This window comes from Phenylobacterium soli (genome assembly GCF_003254475.1).
Lineage (GTDB): Bacteria > Pseudomonadota > Alphaproteobacteria > Caulobacterales > Caulobacteraceae > Phenylobacterium > Phenylobacterium soli.
This window is the reverse complement of the sequence record NZ_QFYQ01000001.1, coordinates 463,618-483,625: the sequence shown is the minus strand read 5'-3', so window position 1 is coordinate 483,625 and position 20,008 is coordinate 463,618. Positions and strand designations below refer to the sequence as shown.

The 20,008-nt window shown below is 74.3% G+C and carries 19 protein-coding genes and 1 tRNA gene; 14 read left to right on the top strand and 6 right to left on the bottom strand.

The window, feature by feature from the left end; translation table 11 throughout:
• The first annotated feature begins 50 nt into the window (after window positions 1–50).
• Entirely contained in the window at window positions 51–920 is an 870-nt protein-coding gene (locus DJ017_RS02430; protein WP_111527214.1) for a LysR substrate-binding domain-containing protein, read from the top strand.
• A gap of 62 nt (window positions 921–982) precedes the next feature.
• The gene (locus DJ017_RS02425) at window positions 983–1,306 is read left to right on the top strand and encodes a hypothetical protein (protein ID WP_111527213.1); all 324 of its coding nucleotides are present in this window, start codon (window positions 983–985) and stop codon (window positions 1,304–1,306) included.
• A 38-nt stretch (window positions 1,307–1,344) separates the two neighbouring features.
• On the opposite strand, the gene mutS is transcribed toward DJ017_RS02425, so the two are convergent.
• A complete protein-coding gene (gene mutS, locus DJ017_RS02420) occupies window positions 1,345–4,035 on the bottom strand; it encodes a DNA mismatch repair protein MutS (protein WP_111527212.1) in 2,691 nt (896 codons plus the stop codon).
• 105 nt (window positions 4,036–4,140) lie between these two features.
• Between mutS and DJ017_RS02415 the strand changes: the two genes are divergently transcribed.
• On the top strand, window positions 4,141–4,689 hold the full coding sequence (locus tag DJ017_RS02415; RefSeq protein WP_111527211.1) for a GNAT family N-acetyltransferase: 549 nt from the start codon (window positions 4,141–4,143) through the stop codon (window positions 4,687–4,689).
• Here the strand turns inward: DJ017_RS02415 and DJ017_RS02410 are convergent, their stop codons facing one another.
• From DJ017_RS02410 to tsaD, 5 genes are all read right to left on the bottom strand, one after another.
• The gene (locus tag DJ017_RS02410; protein WP_226999987.1) at window positions 4,690–5,751 is read right to left on the bottom strand and encodes a cell wall hydrolase; all 1,062 of its coding nucleotides are present in this window, start codon (window positions 5,749–5,751) and stop codon (window positions 4,690–4,692) included.
• Between the two features lie 176 nt (window positions 5,752–5,927).
• On the bottom strand, window positions 5,928–6,287 hold the full coding sequence (locus DJ017_RS02405; protein ID WP_111527210.1) for a Rieske (2Fe-2S) protein: 360 nt from the start codon (window positions 6,285–6,287) through the stop codon (window positions 5,928–5,930).
• Window positions 6,274–6,555 (bottom strand): YciI family protein, encoded by a 282-nt coding sequence (locus DJ017_RS02400; RefSeq protein ID WP_111527209.1) that lies wholly within the window; start codon window positions 6,553–6,555, stop codon window positions 6,274–6,276. Before DJ017_RS02400 ends, DJ017_RS02405 begins: the two co-directional genes overlap by 14 nt.
• 2 nt (window positions 6,556–6,557) lie before the next feature.
• The gene (locus DJ017_RS02395) at window positions 6,558–7,547 is read right to left on the bottom strand and encodes an NAD(P)H-dependent glycerol-3-phosphate dehydrogenase (RefSeq protein WP_111527208.1); all 990 of its coding nucleotides are present in this window, start codon (window positions 7,545–7,547) and stop codon (window positions 6,558–6,560) included.
• On the bottom strand, window positions 7,544–8,635 hold the full coding sequence (gene tsaD, locus DJ017_RS02390; RefSeq protein WP_111527207.1) for a tRNA (adenosine(37)-N6)-threonylcarbamoyltransferase complex transferase subunit TsaD: 1,092 nt from the start codon (window positions 8,633–8,635) through the stop codon (window positions 7,544–7,546). Before tsaD ends, DJ017_RS02395 begins: the two co-directional genes overlap by 4 nt.
• A 72-nt stretch (window positions 8,636–8,707) precedes the next feature.
• Here tsaD and hemC point away from each other — a divergent pair, with 72 nt between their 5' ends.
• From hemC to addB, 11 genes are all read left to right on the top strand, one after another.
• Window positions 8,708–9,661, top strand: a complete 954-nt coding sequence (hemC, locus tag DJ017_RS02385) for a hydroxymethylbilane synthase (protein WP_111527206.1) — start codon at window positions 8,708–8,710, stop codon at window positions 9,659–9,661.
• A gap of 94 nt (window positions 9,662–9,755) precedes the next feature.
• Window positions 9,756–10,460 carry a uroporphyrinogen-III synthase gene (locus DJ017_RS02380; protein WP_111527205.1) on the top strand — a complete coding sequence of 235 codons (705 nt, stop codon included), beginning with the start codon at window positions 9,756–9,758 and terminating at the stop codon, window positions 10,458–10,460.
• Window positions 10,457–11,335, top strand: coding sequence for a COG4223 family protein (locus tag DJ017_RS02375; protein ID WP_111527204.1), 879 nt, complete (start codon window positions 10,457–10,459; stop codon window positions 11,333–11,335). The genes DJ017_RS02380 and DJ017_RS02375 overlap by 4 nt, the downstream gene beginning before the upstream one ends.
• A 10-nt stretch (window positions 11,336–11,345) precedes the next feature.
• Window positions 11,346–12,869 (top strand): heme biosynthesis protein HemY, encoded by a 1,524-nt coding sequence (locus tag DJ017_RS02370; RefSeq protein WP_111527203.1) that lies wholly within the window; start codon window positions 11,346–11,348, stop codon window positions 12,867–12,869.
• A 52-nt stretch (window positions 12,870–12,921) separates the two neighbouring features.
• A tRNA-Thr gene (locus DJ017_RS02365) sits at window positions 12,922–12,997 on the top strand.
• An 87-nt stretch (window positions 12,998–13,084) separates the two neighbouring features.
• Window positions 13,085–13,732, top strand: a complete 648-nt coding sequence (locus DJ017_RS02360; RefSeq protein WP_165830503.1) for a helix-turn-helix transcriptional regulator — start codon at window positions 13,085–13,087, stop codon at window positions 13,730–13,732.
• A gap of 55 nt (window positions 13,733–13,787) precedes the next feature.
• Complete coding sequence (locus tag DJ017_RS02355; RefSeq protein WP_111527201.1) at window positions 13,788–14,720, top strand: 1-acyl-sn-glycerol-3-phosphate acyltransferase; 933 nt, start codon at window positions 13,788–13,790, stop codon at window positions 14,718–14,720.
• A gap of 10 nt (window positions 14,721–14,730) precedes the next feature.
• Complete coding sequence (gene tsaE, locus DJ017_RS02350; RefSeq protein WP_111527200.1) at window positions 14,731–15,192, top strand: tRNA (adenosine(37)-N6)-threonylcarbamoyltransferase complex ATPase subunit type 1 TsaE; 462 nt, start codon at window positions 14,731–14,733, stop codon at window positions 15,190–15,192.
• The gene (amgK, locus tag DJ017_RS02345; protein WP_227000192.1) at window positions 15,176–16,273 is read left to right on the top strand and encodes an N-acetylmuramate/N-acetylglucosamine kinase AmgK; all 1,098 of its coding nucleotides are present in this window, start codon (window positions 15,176–15,178) and stop codon (window positions 16,271–16,273) included. Before tsaE ends, amgK begins: the two co-directional genes overlap by 17 nt.
• Window positions 16,270–16,998: a nucleotidyltransferase family protein gene (locus DJ017_RS02340; protein ID WP_319417939.1), complete on the top strand. Its 729-nt coding sequence runs from the start codon at window positions 16,270–16,272 to the stop codon at window positions 16,996–16,998. Before amgK ends, DJ017_RS02340 begins: the two co-directional genes overlap by 4 nt.
• Window positions 16,995–20,003 carry a double-strand break repair protein AddB gene (gene addB, locus DJ017_RS02335; protein ID WP_226999986.1) on the top strand — a complete coding sequence of 1,003 codons (3,009 nt, stop codon included), beginning with the start codon at window positions 16,995–16,997 and terminating at the stop codon, window positions 20,001–20,003. The genes DJ017_RS02340 and addB overlap by 4 nt, the downstream gene beginning before the upstream one ends.
• Window positions 20,004–20,008 lie beyond the last annotated feature (5 nt).

The window sequence follows — 20,008 nt, the reverse complement described above, 5'->3', positions numbered from 1 at the left end:
TCCAACGCATTAAAAAGACAGAACTGATCGATTTTGCTTATGTATGGACCGTGACCCTCGAGCAGCTCCGCATCTTCGCCGCCGTCGCCGAACGCCAGCATATGACCCGGGCGGCCGAGGCGCTGAACCTCACCCAGTCGGCGGTCAGCGCGGCCATCGCCGCCCTGGAAGGCCGTTACGGCGCGCGCCTGTTCGAGCGCGTCGGCCGGGGGGTCGAGCTGTCCGCCGAGGGCGCGGCCTTCCTGCCCGAGGCGCGCGCGGTGCTCGAACGCGCCGAAGCCGCGGCCCGGGCCCTGGACGACCTCGCCGGCCTGCGACGCGGGCGGCTGACGCTCGCGGCCAGCCAGACCGTGGCCAGCTACTGGCTGCCGCCGCGCCTCGCCCGCTTCGCCCGCGCCCATCCCGCGATCGGCCTGAAGCTGATGGCCGGCAACACGGCCCAGGCCGCCGAATGGGTGAAGAGCGGCTCGGCCGACCTGGCGTTCGTGGAGGGCCAGATCGAGACGGCCGAGCTCGCGCGCGCACCGGTCGGCGGCGACACCCTCGGCCTCTACGCCGCGCCGGACCACCCGCTGGTGGGGCGCCCGATCGGGCCCTCCCAGCTCAAGGCGGCGAGTTGGGTGCTGCGGGAGACCGGCTCGGGCACCCGCTCCCACTTCGAGCAGGCACTGGCCGCCCGCGACGTTCCGATCCAGGCGCTCTACGTTCGCCTCGAGACCCCGTCCAACGAGGCGGCGCTGGGGGCCGTGGAGGCTGGCGGACTGGTCACGGCGGTCTCCGATCTCGCCGCCGCGGCCCTGGTCGGGGTCGGCCGCGTGAGCCGCCTCGCCTGTGAGTTGCCGCCCCGCGATTTCGCCCTCCTCGCCCATCGCGAGCGGCGTCGCAGCCGCGCCGCGGCCGCCTTCCTCAAAATGCTCTAGCGGGCGCTTCCTAAAGCCGCCGCGATCCCTATGTTGCGCGGCCCCATGGCGACGGTCTGCAGATGAGCAAGGGCTCCTACCGGGGCGGCTCCACCCTCACGGGATGGAACGCCAACGGCTATGTGCCGGCCTCGCGCAAGCTGAAGGCCCGCGGCCGCACGGCTCAGTCCAAGGCGGAGAGCGCGCTCAAGGACGAACTGGTCCGCAAGCGCCACGGCCTGATGCCGCGAAAGCCCGATCTGCGCGCCAAGGACGAAGCCAAGGTCGAGGCCAAGCAGAACCTTCGCAAGAAGAGCCGCACCACGGCGCCCATCGTGGTGAAGCTGAAGCGCCGGCGGGCGAAGACCCGGGGCCTGTCCCCTCTTCCGCGCCAGCGGGAGAGGTAGGGTGAGGGCCGGCTCGGCTGACTCTGGAGAAAGGGGCGTCAGGCCAGAAGGCCCTTGAGCTTGTAGAGCGCGTCCATAGCCTCGCGCGGGCTCATGCCGTCGGGGTCGAGGGCCTTGAGCGCCTCCTCCACCACGCTGGGACCGTACTTCGCCTCGGGCTCGGCTACGGCGGCGAAGAGGGGCAGGTCCTCAAGGTGCGCCGGTGCGCCCGCCTCGCGCTCGAGCCGCTCCAGCACGTCGCGCGCCCGCGACACCACCGCCGGCGGCACGCCGGCGAGCTTGGCCACCTGCACGCCGTAGGAACGGTCCGCGGGGCCGGGACCCGCTTCGTGCAGGAAGATCAGGTCGCCGTTCCACTCCTTGGCCCTGAGGCTGAGGTTGGCGACGTAGGCGAGCCGGCCCTCGAGGGTGGCGAGCTCATGATAGTGCGTGGCGAAGAGGGCCCGGCAGCGGTTCACCTCGTGCAGCGCCTCGGCGCAGGCCCAGGCGATGGCCAGGCCGTCGTAGGTGGCGGTGCCGCGGCCGATCTCGTCGAGGATGACCAGGCTGCGCGGCGTCGCCTGGGTGAGGATGGCCGCGGTCTCGACCATCTCGGCCATGAAGGTCGAGCGGCCGCGCGCCAGGTCGTCGCCGGCGCCGACGCGGCTGAACAGCTTGTCCACCACCCCGATCCGCAGCCGCTTGGCCGGCACGTAGCAGCCGGCCTGGGCGAGCACCGCCAGGAGGGCGTTCTGGCGCAGGAAGGTCGACTTACCGGCCATGTTCGGGCCGGTGACGATGGAGAGCCGGGCGCCGGCCGCGCCGACGCCGTCGAGCCGGCAGTCGTTAGGGGTGAAGGCCTCGCCGGCCCGCTTCACCGCGGCCTCGACCACTGGATGGCGGGCGGCCTCGGCCTCGAAGGCAGTGGAGCGGTCGACCGTCGGGCGGCTGGCGCCCGCGTCCTCGGCCCATTCGGCCAGCCCCGCGGCGACATCGAGCCGGGCGGCGGCCTCGGCGGCGGCCTGGATCCCGTGGGCGACGCGGATGGCCGCCTCGCGCCAGGCCTCGAAGGTCTCCGCCTCAATGGCGAGGGCGCGCTCGCCCGCCTGGGCGATCTTCGCGTCCAGCTCGGCCAGCTCGACCGTGGTGAAGCGCACCTGGTTGGCCAGGGTCTGGCGATGGATGAAGGTTGCGTTCAGCGGCGGCGCCATCAGCGGCTCGGCCGCCTTGGCGGTGGTCTCGACGAAATAGCCCAGCACCGCGTTGTGGCGGATCTTCAGGGCGACGCCGCTGTCGGCGGCCAGCCGCGCCTCGAGGCCGAGGATCACCCGGCGGCTGTCGTCGCGCAGGGCGCGCGCCTGGTCGAGCTCGGGCCGCACGCCCTCGGCCACGAAGCCGCCGTCGCGGGCGAGCGCCGGCAGTTCGCCGCCCAGGCCGTCCTTCAGCATGGCGCGGAAGTCGGCGAGGTCGGCGTGCAGGGCGGGATTGAGCGCCCGCAGGGCGGCGGCGATCTCCTCCGGCGGCTGGACCAGCGGGTCGCGCATGGAGGCGAAGAGGGCGGTGATCTGCTCGGCCATGCCGAGGCCGTCGCGCAGGGCGCCGAGGTCGCGCGGCCCGCCGCGGCCGAGCGCCAGGCGCGAGAGGGCGCGGGCCATGTCGCCCATGCTGCGCAACAGCTCGCGAAGGCGCTGGCGCTGGGCGCGGTGCTCGATGAACCAGGCGATGGCGTCCAGGCGGGCGTCGATGGCGGCGGGGTCGAGCAGCGGCCGCGCCAGACGGGCCGCCAGGAGGCGCGCGCCCGGCGCGGTGATCGTCCGGTCGATGGCCGCCAGCAGCGAGCCGTCCCGAGACCCGGAGGTGGCCTTCTCGATCTCCAGGCTCGACCGTGTCGCCGGGTCGATGACCATGACGTCGGCTTCGCCGGCCCGGCGCGGGGCCGAGAGCGCCGGCGCCTTGCCGGCCTGGGTGGTCTCGAGGTGGGCGGCGATCAGGCCGAGGGCCGAGACTTCCGCGCCCGAGAGCTGGCCGAAGCCGTCCAGGGTGTCGACGCCGTAGAGCCGCTTCAGCCGTGCCTCGGAGGCGGCCGGCTCGGCGAGCGCCTGGGGCAGGGGCTGGACGAAGCCGCCGGCCGCCTTCAGCGCCGCGGACACCGCCTCGTCGGCGAACAGCCGGTCAGGGACCAGGATCTCGGAGGGGCTGAGCGCGGCGAGGGCCGAGGCCAGGCCGGGAACCTGCACCGCCAGGCATTCCACCTCGCCGGTGGAGAGCTCGACCGCCGCCACGGCCGCCGCGCCGGCCCGCACCGAGATCGCCGCGAGGCGATTGGCCCCGCGGGCGTCGAGCAGGCCTTCCTCGGTCAGGGTGCCGGGGGTCACCACGCGCACCAGATCGCGGCGGACGACGGACTTCGAGCCGCGCTTCTTGGCCTCGGCCGGGCTCTCCATCTGCTCGCAGACGGCGACCTTGAAGCCCGCGCGGATCAGCTTGGCGAGATAGGCCTCGGCCGCGTGCACCGGCACGCCGCACATCGGGATCGGCTGGCCGCCGTGCTCGCCGCGGGCGGTGAGGGTGATGCCGAGCGCCGCGGAGGCCTTCTGGGCGTCCTCGAAGAACAGCTCGTAGAAGTCGCCCATGCGGAAGAACACCAGCGCGTCGGGCTGGCGGGCCTTGGCCTCGAAGAACTGCGCCATCACCGGCGAGGCGCCGGCGGCGGGATCTCTCTCAGGAATGGTGGGGGCCTGGGCGTTCATGGATTCGGGAGGATCGCAGATTCGCCGAGGCTAAAGGTCGCCCCGCCCCGCGTCAGCCCCCGAACCCCCTTGAACCTCGGCCCGGCAGCGCCAAGCTGTGGAAGGATGTCGCAATCTCGTGGCGCGTCGGTCTCTCACCTCGTCCTGCCGGCCGGTCCCGCCGACGCCGAGGCCTTGGCCCACGTCCATGTGCGGGCCTGGCGCGAGACCTACCGGGGCATGCTGCCGGACGCCTATCTGGCGCGGATGAGCGAAGCCGACTACGCCCGCCGCTTCCGCCGCGCCCTGACCCATCCCGGACCGCACGAGGTGACGCTCGCCGCCGTCGCGCGCGAGGGCCTGGTCGGCTATGCGCAAGGCGGTCCATCCCGGGCCCGCATCGAGGGCGAGGCGGAGATCGCCACCCTCTACCTCCTGCCCGAGGTCCAGGGCCTGGGTCTGGGGCGGCGGCTGCTGGTCGGGGCCGCGCGGGCGCTGGCGGCCCAGGGCGCGCGGTCGCTGATGATCTCGGTGCTGCGCGACAACCTGCGCGCCCGCGGCTTCTACGAGCACCTCGGCGGCGCGGCCGAGCCGCCGCGGCCCGAGCGCGGGCCCGGCGGCGCCCTCCTGCACGAGGTCGCCTATCGGTGGCCGGACATCAGCACCGTGATCTGATCAGAAACTCTTGCCGGGCATGGCCAGGCGGCGGGTCTGCTGCTTGGGCCGGCCCTGCCAGTCGAGGTCCTCCGGCTTGACGATCGCCGAGGCGTCCTTGGCCACCGCGTTGGGGGTGACCAGCTCCGGGACCTTTTCGCCCAGGGTCGCCGGGGCCGCGGCCGGGGCGGGGGTGGCGATGGGGGCCTGGGCGGCGGCCATGACCGGCCCGTCGGTGGTCGCCGAGACCAGCGCGCGCTGGGTGGCGGCCTTGCCGAGGTTGTCGAGGGTGGCGACGCGGATGCCGGCGCTTTCGCCGCCGGCGTAGCGGCCGCCGAAGGCGGGCGGCAGGCCGGCTCCGCCGGTCCAGCGGTAGAAGATGTGCTGGCCGACCACGGCGACCTTGACGAGAGTCGGGCTCCAGTAGGGGGCCACGTATTCGGCGTGATAGTGCGTCGCCTCGCCCACCTTCTTCATCACATAGCCATTGAGCGCCGCCTCGGCGACCTTGCGGGCGCGGGCCCAGGCGGCCTCGTCGGGCTTGCGCGCCAGCGCGCCGTCGCAGGTGAAGGTGAACTGGCAGCCGGTCTTGTGGTCGGCGCCCTGGAAGACGACGCCGCAGACGCTCTTGGGGAAGGCCGGGTGGCGCATGCGGTTCAGCACCACCTGGGCGACGGCGCGCTGGCCGTCCGTGCTCTCGTAGCCGGCCTCGTAGTAGATGGCGGCGGTCATGCAGTCGACCGCGCGGGCCTCGTCGAGCACGCCCTCGGTGACCAGCTTGAACGGCTTGGCGGCCGGGTTCGGCCCCTTGGCGATCGGGTTGGCGGCGTTCCACTTGCGCGCCTGGTCGGGGTCGAGGTCCTGCAGCCGGATGACCTCGTCCGGCGCGTCGACCGCGGGCTGAGCCTGGGCCGTGGCGACGGCCACCGGGCCGAGGCGGGCGCTCATCAGCCGCGCCTCGTGGCGCGACGGCGCGGCCGCGATCGCCAGGCCTGCGCTCATCGCCACGACGAGCGCGAGCTGCGCCCCCGCCAGGTGGATGGCGTGGTCGAGATCTTTCAGCTGGCGCAGGCGATGAAGCAAAGCGTCCCCCGGAGTTCGGCCCTACGGCCCCGCTCGCAACGCGCGACCCCATAGGCCGGGGACGCGGCGGAGGCGAGTCGAAAATTTACGCGTGGTTAACCGTCTCATTCCGAGACATGCGCAAATTCAATGCACTAACCGGGCCGCCACGAGGCCGCGCGGAATGCCGATTTCGCTCAGGCGGTGAACACCGCCCCGTCCCTCACCACCACCTGCCAGTCGGTCAGGCGCTGGCCTGTGCAGGGCCCGGCGACGCAGGCGCCGCCGAGGTCGAATAGCGCCCCGTGGCCGGCGCAGAGGATGTGGCGCGCGTCGCGCGTCAGGTAGCGGTCGTCGATGCCGGCCAGGGGCCAGCCGGCGTGCGGGCAGGAGTCCACGAAGCCCGCCACGTGCTCGCCCTGGCGCACCAGGAAGCCGGCGAACAGCCAGCGCTCGGCGCGAAAACGGAAGCCCTTGGAGCCCGGGTCGGCCAGCTCCGCCACGTCGCAGAGCCGCACGCCGGCCGCGGGCTTCGCCGGATTGTCAGATCTGTCCAAAGGTCGTCCGGAACGGCCGGATGTCGACCGACTGCCAGAGCCCGGCCTTGGTGTAGGGGTCGTTGGCGTTGAACGCCTTGGCCGCCGCCAGGTCCTCGGCCTCGATGATCATCAGCGAGCCGGCCATGTCGCCCTTCTCGTCGAGATAGGGGCCGCCGAGCTTCAGCATGCCGGTGCCGCCGACCCAGGCCAGGTGATCCTGGCGCGCGCCCATGCGCACCTCGAGCGAATTGGGCTTGTCGATGCAGGAGAGGGCGAACAGCGGCATGGTCAGGCTTCTTCCTTCAGCGGCCGGGCCAGGAGGCCCACGATGGCTTCGTCGACGCCGGTCTCGCCAGCCAGGATGGCGGCGACGGCGTTGCAGATCGGCACCTCGACGCCGAGCCTGGCGGCGAGCTGGCGCACCGCCGGGGCGGAGGCCACGCCCTCGGCCACCGAGAGCTTGCCGGCGAGGGCCTCCTCCAGCGTCTGGCCGCGGCCCAGCGCCAGGCCGACGGAGTTGTTGCGCGACTGGGCCGAGGAGCAGGTGAGCACCAGGTCGCCCAGGCCGCAGAGCCCGGCCAGGGTCTCGGCCCGCGCGCCCAGGGCCACGGCGAAACGGGTCAGTTCGGCGAAGCCGCGGGTGATCAGGGCCGCATGGGCCGAGCGGCCGAGGTCCTTGCCCTCGACGATGCCGGTGGCGATGGCGAGCACGTTCTTCACCGCCCCGCCGGCCTCGGCGCCGATCATGTCGGTGACGCGGTAGGGCCGGAAGGCCGGCGTCGCGATCGCCTCGGCCAGTCGCCTGCCGAGGTCCTCGTCCGGGCAGGCGAGGGTGATGGCGGTCGGCAGGCCCATCGCTACCTCGCGGGCGAAGGACGGGCCCGACAGCACCGCCGGCGCGGCCTGGGGCACGGTCTCGGCCAGCACCTCGGTCATCAGCTTCAGCGAGGCCTGCTCGACGCCCTTGGCGCAGAGCACGATGGGCAGACCCGGCTCGACCATGGGCGCGAAGGCGGCAAGCGTGGAACGCAGGTGCTGAGCCGGCGCCACGGCGAGGATGAAGTCGCTGCGCGCCAGGTCGACGAAGTCGTGGGTCGCGTGGATCGAGGCGTCGAGGGCCACGCCCGGCAGGAACAGCTTGTTCTCGTGGACGGCGTTGACGTCGGCCACCACCTCGGGCTCACGCGCCCAGAGCACGGGCTCCAGCCCGGCCCGGGCGCTTACCTGGGCGAGGGCGGTGCCCCAGGCCCCGCCGCCGATCACGCCGACACGCTTCACGCCTTGGCTCCCTTGCGTCCTGCGACATGGGTGGGATGGGCTGCGGCCGCCGCCGCGTCCAGCGGCCAGCGCGGCCGGGCGGGCGCATTCAGCGGGTCGGCCATGCCGAGCGCCAGCCGTTCGGCGCCGGACAGCGCGATCATGGCGGCGTTGTCCGTGCAGTAGCGGAGCGGCGGAGCGCTGAAGCTGAAGCCGCGCTCGGCCGCCACCTCCATCAGCCGCTGGCGCACCGCGCCGTTGGCGGCGACCCCGCCCGCCACCACGAAGCGCAGGTTCCGGCCCTCCTGCTCGCGGGCATAGAGCTGCATGGCGCGGTCCGAGCGCTCGGCGAGCTGGCGCGCGATCGCCGCCTGGACGCTGGCCGCCAGGTCGCGACGCTCGTCGTCCGTGCTCAGCCCCTCGGCGAGCCGCGCCGCGGCGGTCTTGAGGCCGGAGAAGGAGAAGTCGCAGTCCTTGCGGCCCAGCAGCATGCGCGGCAGGGCGAAGCGCTCCGCATCGCCGCCCTCGGCCAGCCGCTCCAGCGCCGGCCCGCCGGGATAGGGCAGGCCCATGGTCTTGGCGATCTTGTCGAAGGCCTCGCCGGCCGCATCGTCGATGGTCGAGCCGAGCCGCCGGCAGGCGCCGACGCCCTCGACGCTGAGCAACTGGCAATGGCCGCCGGAGACCAGCAGCAGCAGGAAGGGATAGGGGATGTCGGCCGCCAGCCGGGCCGAGACCGCGTGGCCCTCCAGATGGTTCACCGCCACCAGCGGCAGGCCGCGCGCCAGGGCCACCGCCTTGCCGAAGGAGAGGCCGACCATCACCCCGCCGACGAGGCCGGGCCCGGCGGTCGCGGCGACGCCCGTCAGCTCGCCATAGCCGAGGCCGGCTTCGGCGAGCGCCCGCTCGGCGATAGCGTCGATGGATTCCACGTGCGCCCGGGCGGCGATCTCCGGCACCACCCCCCCGAATGGCGCGTGTTCGGCGATCTGGCTCGCCACCACCGAGGACAGCACCTCGACCGTGCCGTCCGGGGCGCGGCGGACCACGGCCGCGGCGGTCTCGTCGCAGCTGGTCTCAAGTCCCAAGACGGTCTGGCTGGGGTTCATCCGGTTGCCGCTCGCGCCCGGCTCCTGTAGCGAGGCGCATCTTCATGAACGCTTGCAGGTAGACCGAGGCCCGTGCCCACGCAACCAGTCGTCCGTATCGGCGCCCGCGGCTCGAAGCTGTCCCTGGCCCAGGCCGGCCACATGCAGCGCCGCATCGCCGCCGCCCTCGGCGCCGCCCCCGAGGACGCCGAGAAGGTCGCCCCGCTGATCGTCATCACCACCACCGGCGACCGCGTCCAGGACCGCCGCCTGCTGGAGATCGGCGGCAAGGGCCTCTTCACCAAGGAGATCGAGGAAGCCCTGCTCGACGGCCGCATCGACTGCGCGGTGCACTCCATGAAGGACATGCCGGCCGACCTGCCCGAGGGCCTGTGCATCGCCGCCATCCCCGAGCGCGAGGATCCGCGCGACGCCTTCGTCAGCCTGACCGCCGAGCGGCTGGAGGACCTGCCCAAGGGCGCGCGCCTCGGCACCGCCAGTCTGCGGCGCCAGGCGCAGTCGCTGCACCGGCGCCCCGACCTCGACGTCCAGATGCTGCGCGGCAACGTCGACACGCGGCTCGCCAAGCTGGCGGCCGGCGAGGCCGACGCCATCCTGCTGGCCTATGCGGGCCTGCGCCGGCTGGGCCTCGGCGACCGCGCCAGCGCCCTGATCGATCCGGCCGAGTGCCCGCCGGCCCCCGGCCAGGGCGCGCTGGCCATCGAGACCCGCATCAGCGACCGCGACCTGCCATGGGTGGCGGCGCTGCGCGACCATCCGACCACCGTCGCCGTCGCCGCCGAGCGCGGCGCCCTGCAGGCCCTCGAAGGCTCGTGCAAGACGGCCATCGGCGCCCACGCCTGGTTCGAAGGCTCCAGCCTGAAGCTGATCGTCGAGGCGCTGTCGCCCGACGGCGCACGGCGCTTCCGCCACGCCGGCGACGTCGACCTCGGCGAACTCGCGGACGCCGAGGCCTCGGCCCGGGCGCTCGGGGTGTCGCTCGGCGAGGCGGTCAAGGCGGAAGCGGGAGACGCGATTTCGCTCTGAGGCGACACACGCCAGCCGCGAGAATCCGACTCGCCTCTTGCGTCCTCAGGGTTGCAGGCGCCAAAGGATAATCCAGTTCGTTTAGGAACGCGGAATGGCCCCGCGCCGACAGAAGATCTGGATCACCCGCACCCAGCCGGGGGCGGACGCCACCGCCGAGCGCGTGCGGGCCATGGGACATGAGGCGGTGGTCGCGCCGCTGCTCGCCGTCCGCGCGGTCGAGGATCCGGTCATCGACCTCAGGGGCGTCGCCGCCCTCGCCTTCACCAGCGCCAACGGCGTGCGCGCCTTCGCCGAACAGTGCGGCGAGCGGGACCTGCGGGTGTTCGCGGTCGGCGCCGCCACCGCCCAGGCTGCCCGCAGCGCCGGGTTCAAGACCGTGCTGTCGGCCGACGGCGACGTCGAGGCCTTGGCCGAGGGCATCGCCTCGCGGCGCACCCAGCTGCGCGGCGCGGTGCTGCATCCCGGGGCCGTCGAGCCGGCCGGAGACCTCGCCGGCGCCCTGGAGAAGCATGGGGTCGAGGCGCGCCGCCTGATCCTCTACGAGACCGGGCCGGTGAAGCTCTCGGACGCCGAGGCCGAGGCGCTGGTGCGCGCCGACGCCGCCCTCCTGCACTCGCCCCGCGCCGCCAAGGTCCTGGCGCAGGTGCTGAAATCCCACCCGGCCCCGAACCTGCGGGCCCTCGGCCTCTCCAAGGCGGTCATCAAGCCCCTGGCCCGCACGCCGATCGCCGTGAAGGCCTGTCCGCCCTTTCCGCTCGAAGCTGCGCTGCTGAATCTGATAGACCGGGGGCCATGAGCCCGCGTCAGCACGCCGACGTCTCTGCGCCGAAGGATCCTGCGGAATACCGTCCGCGCGCCCTCAAGGGGGGCGTCAGCCCATGGGCCGTCCTGGTCCTGAGCCTCGCCTGCCTGGCCGCCGGCATGGCGGTGGCGACCTTCGCGCCCAAGTATTTTGCCACCCGGCCGGCCGCTCGCCAGCCGGAGGCGCCGCCCGCGCCCGAGCCGCTGCACACGCTCACCGTTCCGGCCGCGCCGGAGGCGATCACCCCGCAGACGACGGTCCCGGCCCTCGTCCAGGCGCCGCAGCTCGAACGTCTCGAAGGCCGCGTCACCAGCCTCGAGGCCCAGGCCAACCGCGCCAACCACGCCGCGGCTGCGGCCCTCGCCGCCGCCGCCCTCGTCGAGGCGAGCCAGGGGTCGCGCCCGTTCCCCGAGGAGGCCGCCGCCCTGCGCGCCGTCTCGCCCGACTCGCCCGAGCTCGGACAGCTCACTCGCCTGGCCGCCGCCGGCGCGCCCAGCCGCGAGTCACTGACGGCCAGCTTTCCCGACTACGCGGCCCGCGCCGCCAGCGCCGCGCGCAAGCCGGGCGAAGGCGCCCCCCTCTCCGACCGCATCGCCTACTACCTGTCGCAGGTGGTGATGGTCCGCCGGGTGGGGGACGTGGCGGGCGAGGGCCCGGACGCCCAGCTCGCCCGCGCCGAGCGCTCCGTGGAGGACGGGGACTTCGACCGCGCCTTCGCCGCCCTCGACAAGCTGCCGCCGGCCGCCCGCGACGCCATGGCCCCCTGGCGCACCCGCGCCGAGCGCCGGGCCGAGGTCGACCGCCTGGCGGCCAGCCTGCGGGCCCGGGCGCTCGCCGAGCTCGCGGCCGTCAGCCGGAGCGGCGCATGATGGGGCGCACATGATTCGCGGCGGCATCGTCATCTTCATCGTCGCGGCGGTGGCCGTGGCGATCCTGGCCCTGACCGGCGATCCCGGCCGCGCCAGCGTCGCCTGGCTCGGCTGGCGCGCGGACATGACCGCCGCCACCCTCGTGCTGATCGTCTTCTTCACCTCCCTGGTCGCCACCGTCGGCTGGCGCACCCTCTTGTGGATCCTCGCCGCGCCGCAGCGCGCGGCCCGCGCCCGCGAGGACAACCGCCGCCGCCAGGCGGGCGAGGCCCTGACCCGCGGCTTCCTGGCCGCGGCGGCTGGCGACGGGCTCGAGGCGCGCCGCCTCGCCCTCAAGGCCGCCGACCTCGCCGAGGAGACGCCCGGCCTGGTCCGTGTGCTTGCCGCCCAGGCGGCCGAAGCCGCCGGCGACCTCGCCGCCGCCGAGGCGGCCTACACGGCCATGCTCGGCTTCCCCGAGATGCGGCTCGCGGGCCTCAAGGGGCTGATGGACCTCGCCTTCGAACAGGGCGACCGGGACACGGCGCTGAAGTACGCCGAGCAGGCCTATGGCCAGACCCGCGCCGCCCGCTGGGCCTGGCGCGCCCTGCTGGAAGCCCGCCTCGACGCCGCCGACTGGCAGGCGGCGCTGGACCTCGTCAAAGGCGCCCTCGACCGCAAGATCGTGCCGCCGATCACCGCCGAGCGGGCCCGCGCGGCGCTGCTGGCCGCGCTCGCCGCCCAGCTCGAGCATTCGCCCGAGCCGAAGGCCCGCGCCCAGGCGCTCGACAACGCCGTCGAGGCCGCCAAGCTGCAGCCCGGCTTCGCGCCAGGCGTGGTCATGGCCGCCCGCCTGCTGGCCCAGGACGGCAAGCTGGCCAAGGCCGAGGGGGTCATCGAACAGGCCTGGAAGACCGCGCCGCACCCGGCGCTGTGGCTCGCCTACCGCGACCTGCGCACCACCGAGACCCCGCAGCAGCGCGCCAAGCGCCTGCGCGAGCTGGCCGGCGAGAACCCGACCCACCGCGAAAGCCGCATCCTGCATGTCGAGCAGGCCCTGGTCACCGGTGACGCCGCCGCCGCCCGCGACGCTGCCCGCGCCCTCGAGGGCGAGCCGGTCACCGCCCGCACCGCCGGGCTCCTGGCCCGCGTCGCCTACGCCTCCGGCCAGCCGGACGAGGCGCGGGTCTGGATGGCCCGCGGCATGTCGGCCCCGCACGAGCCGGACTGGTCCGACCTCGATCCCGAGGGCCGCGCCTTCGCCTACCACGCCTCGGACTGGGCGCGGCTGGTGGCGACCTTCGCCGAGACCGGCGAGCTGATCCACCCGCGCTTCGAGCGCCACGAGCGGCCGATGAGCGAGCTGCCGGAGCTGCCGATCTCCTACGCCGACTCCGCGCCCTTCCTCGGCCCGGACGGCCGCGAGCCGGTCCTGCACCCGGCCGAGGACCACGGCTTCGACGAGGAGGAACCGGTGGAATCCATGGGCCCCGCGCCCCGTCGCCGCGGCGCTGTCCGTCGCCGCTTGGCGAGCGGCCGTAGAGCCGCTAAATAGGCGCCTCCCGAGCGGCCGGGTCCTCCGGTTCGCGCTCTGGAACGCCCCTTGGGCCGCCATAGCTCAGCCGGTAGAGCGGCGCATTCGTAATGCGTAGGTCGGGTGTTCGAGTCACCCTGGCGGCACCATCCTTCTCCCGAGATCCTCATCTTACGACCGCGGGCGCCCCTCAATCGGGGATGTTCGGCCGGGCCAGGCCTTGGCGAAATGCGGCCATGGGGACGGTGGTCACCGACTGGGCGGCGGTCTTCGCTGCGGACGGGCCCGGCGCGCGAGCGCGGCGGCCGGTCCGGCGCGCGCCGGCCTATGCGGGCGACGACGCCGGCGAAGGCGTCGCCCTCGCGCTCGCCGCCCTGCAGGCTTCCGGTGTCAGCGCCGCCCTCTGCCGCTGCGACGGTCACGTCCTCGGCCTCACCGGCCGGGCCGCGCGCCTGACGTCGGAGAGCTGGCCGTGGCGCGTGACCGAAGGCCGGCTCGACGCCGCCGCCTCGGGCGACCGCGAACGCCTGCACGACCTTCTCGCCCGCGCCGCCGACGGCTCCGACGCGGAGGAGGAGGCTCAGACGCACGGCGACCCGCGCGTCACCCGGCTGGCGGTCTTCTCGCGCGCCGGGCCGATCCTGTTGGTCAGCTTCGGCGGCGGCGCCGACCTCGACCTCGCCGCCTGGCGCGCGCGGTTCGGCTTCACCGCCGCCGAATGCGAGATCGGCGCGGCCGTCACCGTCGGCCGCTCTCCCAGCGAGATCGCCGCGGCCCGCGGCGTCTCGGTGCTCACCGTGCGCACCCAGCTCAAGACCATCTATCAGAAAGCCGGGGTCAACCGGCTCTCCCAGCTCGCGGCGCGACTGCTCGACGCCGGTTAGGCGCCGCCGCGCCGACCCTTGCCGTGCGTCCCGGCGCCTGCGATTCTGACGCGCGATGACGGCTGTCCCGCACGCCTCCGCCCTGAACTCCACCCGGAACTCCACCCGGCGCTCTGCGCCGGAGTCGGGCCCGGATGGAGCCGCGGACAGGTCTGCGCAGCGCGAGCACATCATCGACACCCTGATCCTGGAGCGGGCGCCGCGGCTCGCCGCCACGCCGCTCTGGCCGGTGCTGCGGCCCGCCCTCTACGCCATGCTCGACTATGCCAAGGCGCGCCGCATGGCCGACGCCATCGCCGGCATGGCCGGCCGCGAGGCGCTGGAGCACGTCTCGCGCCTCCTCGCCCTCGAGGTCGCCGCCTCGGGGCTGGAGCGGATCCCCCGCCAGGGACGCGTGGTGGTGGTCTGCAACCATCCCACCGGCATCGCCGACGGGGTGGCGGTCTATGACGCGCTCAAGGCCATCCGTCCCGACCTCTGCTTCTACGCCAACTCCGACGCCCACCGGGTCTCGCCGCGCTTCGACGAGGTGCTGATCCCCGTGGAGTGGGTGGAGGCCAAGCGCACCCGCGAGCGCACACGCCTGACGCTGCAGCTCACCAGGGAGGCCATGGAGGCCGAGCGCTGCCTGGTGATCTTCCCGGCCGGCAAGCTCTCGCGGCGCGGGCCCGACGGCCTGCTCACCGATCCCGCCTGGGCGCCGAGCGCGGTGTCGCTGGCCCGGCGCCACGAGGCGCCGGTGGTTCCGATCCACGTGGCCGGGCCCTGGGCGACCCTGTTCCACCTGTTCGACCGGTTCTCGCGCGAGCTGCGCGACATCACCCTCTTCCACGAGCTGCTCAACAAGAAGGGTCAGGTGTTCAGCCTCACGGCGGGGCCGGCGATCGCGCCCGCGGCCCTGGCCGGCGAGGCGGCCGAGGTCACCGAGCGCCTGCAGCGCCACGTGGAGCGCGTCCTGCCCGGCAGTCCCGAGCTTCCGTTCGCATGAGGCCCGCCGCGTGAGACTGGCCGACGAAGCGGCCACCGCGAGGCTCGGGCAGGCGATCGCCGCCGCGCTGCGACCCGGCGAGGCGGTCTGCCTTTCCGGCCCGCTCGGGGCCGGCAAGTCGACCCTGGCCCGCGCACTGGTCCGCGCGCTGACGACTCCCGAGGAGGACGTGCCGTCGCCGACCTTCACCCTCGTGCAGTTCTACGAAGGGCCGCGACTGAAGGTCGCCCACTTCGACCTCTATCGCCTGTCGAATCCGGACGAGGCCTATGAGATCGGTCTCGACGAGGCGCTGGACGAGGGCGCGGCGGTCATCGAGTGGCCGGAGCGGCTGGAGGGCCAGCTTCCCGGTGATCGACTCGATGTAGAGATCGCCCCCGACGACGACGGTGAAGGCGAGGGGCGGCGCGTGCGGCTCACCCCTCATGGCGCGTGGGAAGGGCGTGAGCTTGGATTTGGCGAAGGGCAGTGATCGCGAGGCGCTGAAGCGGGCGTTCCTGGAGTCCGCGGGCTTCGGCGCGGCGGAGCGGATCGCCATGGGCGGCGACGCCTCCACCCGGCTCTACGAGCGCCTGCGCATGCCGTCGGGCCAGAGCTTCATCTTCATGGACCAGCCGCCGGCCCTGGAGAGCGCGGTCTGCCCGCCCGGCGCGACCGAGGCCGAACGCATGGCCCTGGGCTACAACGCCGCCTCGCGCCTCGCCGCCGGCTCGGTGGCGGCCTTCGTGACCATCGCCGCCTACCTTCGTTCCCTCGGCCTTTCGGCGCCGCAGGTCCCGGCCCACGACATCGACCAGGGCCTCGCCGTGCTGGAGGATCTGGGGGACGGGCTCTACGCCACCCTGATCGCCGAGGGCCTGGGCGAGCGCCCGCTCTACGAGGCCGCAGTGGACGTGCAGGTCGCGCTGCACGCGCAGCCGCCGCCGGACGTGCTGCGGGAAGGCGACGCGGCCTGGCCGCTCCTCACCTACGACGCCCTGGCCCTCAAGGTCGGGACCGACACCTTCCTCGAATGGTGGCCGCAGTTCGCCGGCATGCCCGCGTTCGGTGCCGAGGCGGCCGCCGAGTGGGAGGCGCTCTGGACGCCAATCTTCGCCCGCGGCGCGGCCGGGGCGAGCGTCTTCACCCACCGCGACTACCATGCCCAGAACCTGCTCTGGCTGCCGCAGCGCGCCGGCGCAGCCCGCGTCGGCCTGCTCGATTTCCAGGACGCCCTGCGCGGTCACCCCGCCTGGGACCTCCTGCACCTGCTGCAGGACGCCCGCCGCGACGTCTCGCCGGAGCTGGAGGCCGCCATGCTCGACCGCTACCTCGCCGCGCGCCCAGGTCTCGACCGCGCGTCGTTCCTGGCCGAATACCGCGAACTCGCCGTCTCCAACGCCGCGCGCATCCTCGGCCGCGTGTTCGCCAGGCAGGCGCTCCTCGGCCGGACGCAGTACAAGGCCTTCATGCCCCGCACCTGGCGCTATCTCGAACGCAACCTGACCGACCCGGCGCTCGCCGGGCTCAAGGTCTGGTTCGACCGCCACGTCCCCGCGGAGTTCCGCGCGTGAACGGGGCCGGCCCCAAGACCGCGATGGTGCTGGCGGCGGGCCTCGGCACCCGCATGCGGCCGCTCACCGACCACACCCCCAAGGCGCTGATCGAGGTCGCGGGCCGGCCGCTCATCGACCATGTGCTCGACCGCCTGGCGGACGCCGGGGTCGAGCGCGCGGTGGTCAACGTCCATCATTTCGCCGACCAGATGGAGGCCCATCTTTCCCGGCGCAGCGACCTCGAGGTGCTGATCTCCGACGAGCGCGGGGAGCTGCTGGATTCCGGCGGCGGCATCCAGCACGCCCGGCCATTGCTGGGCGAGGCGCCGATCTTCGTCGCCAACATCGACTCCCTGTGGCTCGACGAGGGCCTGCCGCCGCTGGAGAGCCTCAAGCGCGCCTGGCGGCCGCAGGACATGGACATCCTGATGCTGCTGGTCCGCCGCGGCCACGGCATCGGCTTCGAGGGGCCGCAGGGCTTCTTCATGGACGAGGCCGGCCGCCTGACCCACTCCACCTCGCCGGACGTCGTGACGCCCTTCGCCAACATCGGCTTCGGCATCCTCAAGCCGCAGGTGCTCGACGACCAGCCGAAGGCCGGCCCGTTCCCGATCCAGCCGGTCTGGCGCCGGCTGCAGGCCGAGGGACGGTTCTTCGGCGTCGAGATGCAGGCCTTCTGGATGCACGTGGGCGACCCCGCCGCGCGCGACGCCGCGGAGGCGAGGCTCAAGGAGCTCACGTGAGGCCAGCCCCAGGGACCGCGGTTTTCCTGGATCGGCCGGCGCCGCGCTGGTTCAACATCCCGGCACACCGGCCGTTCGTGCAGGACCTCGCCCTGGGACTGATGGACGCCCTGGCGCCGCTCGGCCCCGAGGCGCTCTCGCAGGCGACCATCCTCACCCCCACCCGCCGCGGCGCCCGGGCCCTGGCCGACGCCTTCGTCGCCGCTGCGTGCGGGCGGGCGGTCCTGCCGCCGCAGATGCGCCCGCTCGGCGACCTCGACGAGGGCGAGCCGCCCTTCGAGCCGGGCGACCTGGCCCTCGATCTGCCGGCCGCCATCGATCCGCTCACCCGCCGCTTCGAGCTGACCCGCCTTGTGGCCGGCCACGCCGGCCTGCTGCCGGGCCGCGAGCTCACGGCCGCCTCGGCCCTGGAGCTCGCCGACGCGCTCGGCGGCTTCTTCGACTCCGCCCAGATCGAGGAGGTCGAGCTGGCCGGCAAGCTGGAGGGCCTCGTGGCCCAGGACCTCGCCGAGCACTGGCAGGTCTCCCGCGGCTTCCTCGAGGCGGCCATCGAGGCCTGGCCCAGGCGGCTGGCCGAGCTCGGCCTCGCCGATGTCAGCGAGCGGCGCGTCACCCTGCTGCGGCGGCTGGCCGACACCTGGACAGCCCGCCCGCCCCAGGGGGTGCTGGTCGCGGCCGGCTCCACCGGCACCGCGCCGGCCACCCGCGACCTGCTGGTCGCCATCGCCGCCGCGCCGCAGGGCTGCGTCGTCCTCCCCGGCCTCGACGAAGGCCTTGCCGACCGGGCCTGGGCCAAGGTCGACGTCCAGCATCCGCAGGGCGCGCTCAAGCGCCTGCTCGACCACGCCGGGGTGGCCAAGGATCAAGTGGCCATCTGGCCCGCCTCCGGCGGCGCCGACGCCCAAGGCCGCTGGCGGCGGCGGATCGTCAACGAGGCGCTTCGGCCGGCCGAGGAGACGGCCGACTGGCTGGGCGTCATCGCCCGGCTGCGTCAGGCCGAGGCCGGCGCGCCGGCCGATCCCATCGCCGAGGGGCTGGAGGGCCTCTCCCTGGTCAGCGCGCGCACCGAAGAGGAGGCCGCCAGCGCCGCGGCCCTGCTGCTGCGCGAGGCGCTGGAGACCCCCGAGCGCACCGCCGCCCTCGTCACTCCCGACCAGGCGCTGGCCCGCCGCGTGACCGCCAAGCTCGCCCGCTGGGGCGTGGTCCCGGACTCCTCGGCAGGCGAGAGCCTGGCCGGCTCCCCGTGCGGGGCTCTCGCCGCCCTGCTGGCGCGCGCCGCGGTCGATCCGCTGGATCCGGTGGTCCTGCTCGGGCTCGTCAAGCACCCCTACGCCCGGCTCGGCCGCGCGCCGGAGGACCTGGCGCGCCTCTCCGAGATCCTGGAGCGCTGCGCCCTCCGCGGCCCGCGCCCGCGCAGCTGGGACGAACTCGCCGCCCGCCTGGCCGGGCGCGGGGGCGAGGCCCAGCCTCTGGCGGCGGACCTGCGCAGGATCGTCGAAACCCTCGCCTGGACGGCCGGCCACGACGCCCCGGCCGCCGCCGCGCGCCGCCTCGCCGCCGCCATGGAGGCGGTCGCGGCGGACGCGTCGGGTTCGACGGGCGACCTCTGGGCCGGCCACGGCGGCGAGGCCATGGCCCGGCTGATCGCCGCGCTGATCGCCGACAAAGGGTTGCCGAGCGTCGATCCGCGCGGCTTCGCCGATCTCCTGGAGCGGCTGACCTCGGGCGAGACCATCCGCTCGGGCGGAGCCACCCACCCGCGCCTGCGCATTCTCGGCGCCATCGAGGCGCGGCTCGTGCGCGCCGACCGGCTGATCGTCGCCGGCCTGGAGGAGGGCGTGTGGCCGCGCGCCGCGCCGCTCGATCCGTTCCTGTCGCGCCCGATGCGCCGCGAGCTCGGCCTGCCCTCACCCGAGCGCCGCATCGGCCTCGCCGCCCACGACTTCGCCCAGGCCGCCTGCGCGCCCGAGGTCATCCTGCTCCACACCGAGCGGCGCGAGGGCGCGCCCTCGGTGAAGTCCCGCTGGCTGTGGCGGCTGGAGACGCTGGCCGCCGGCGCCGAGGTGGAGATCCCCGGCCGACCCGAGGCGCTCGCCTGGGCCCGCGCCCTCGACGCGCCGGGCGAGTACCGCCCCGCAGCCCGCCCCGCGCCGGTCCCGCCGCTGGCCGCCCGGCCGCGGGAGATGGCCGTCACCCGCGTGGAGACCCTGACCCGCGACCCCTACGCCGTCTGGGCGCGCGACATCCTCAAGCTCTTCCCGCTGGACCGGCCGGACGTGGCCGCCGACGTGCGCGCCCGCGGCACCGCGATCCACGCGGCGTTCGAGCGCCTGGCCGAGGCCTATGCGGAAGACACCGCCGCCGAGCGGTTCGAGTCCTACTACCTCGAGGAGCTGGAGAAGGCCGGCCTGCCGCACGAGGCCCTGGCCCGCGAACAGGCCCTGGCGCGCGAGGCGGCGCAATGGGTCGCCGAGCTGGAGGCCGAGCGCCGCGCCGACGGGCGCGCGGTGCACGTGGAGCTGAAGGGCGAGCTCACCTTCGCCGCCCCGGCCGGACCCTTCAAGGTCACCGCCCGGGCGGACCGCATCGAGGCCACGCCCGAGGGCTTCGGGCACATCCTCGACTTCAAGACCGGCAAGGCGCCGTCCAAGAAGGAAGTGTCCACGGGCTTCTCGCCCCAGCTCACCCTGACCGCGGCGATCCTGGCGGCCGGCGGCTTCGCCGAACTGGGCAAGCTGGAGCCTGGCGACCTGACCTATCTCGAGGTCACCGGCCGCAAGCCCGCCGGCAAGGTGGAGACCCGCGCCGCGGCGGGCGAGGAGAGCGCCGAGGCCGCGGCCCGCGCGCTGGAGGGGCTGAAGGCCCTGATCGAGCGCTATGACGGGCCCTCCCAGCCCTATCCCTCGCGCACCGCGCCCCAGTTCGTGAAGGCGCGCGTCTCGGACTACGACCATCTGGCCCGCGTCTTCGAATGGTCCACCAGCGGCGAGGAGGGCGAGGAGTGAGCCTC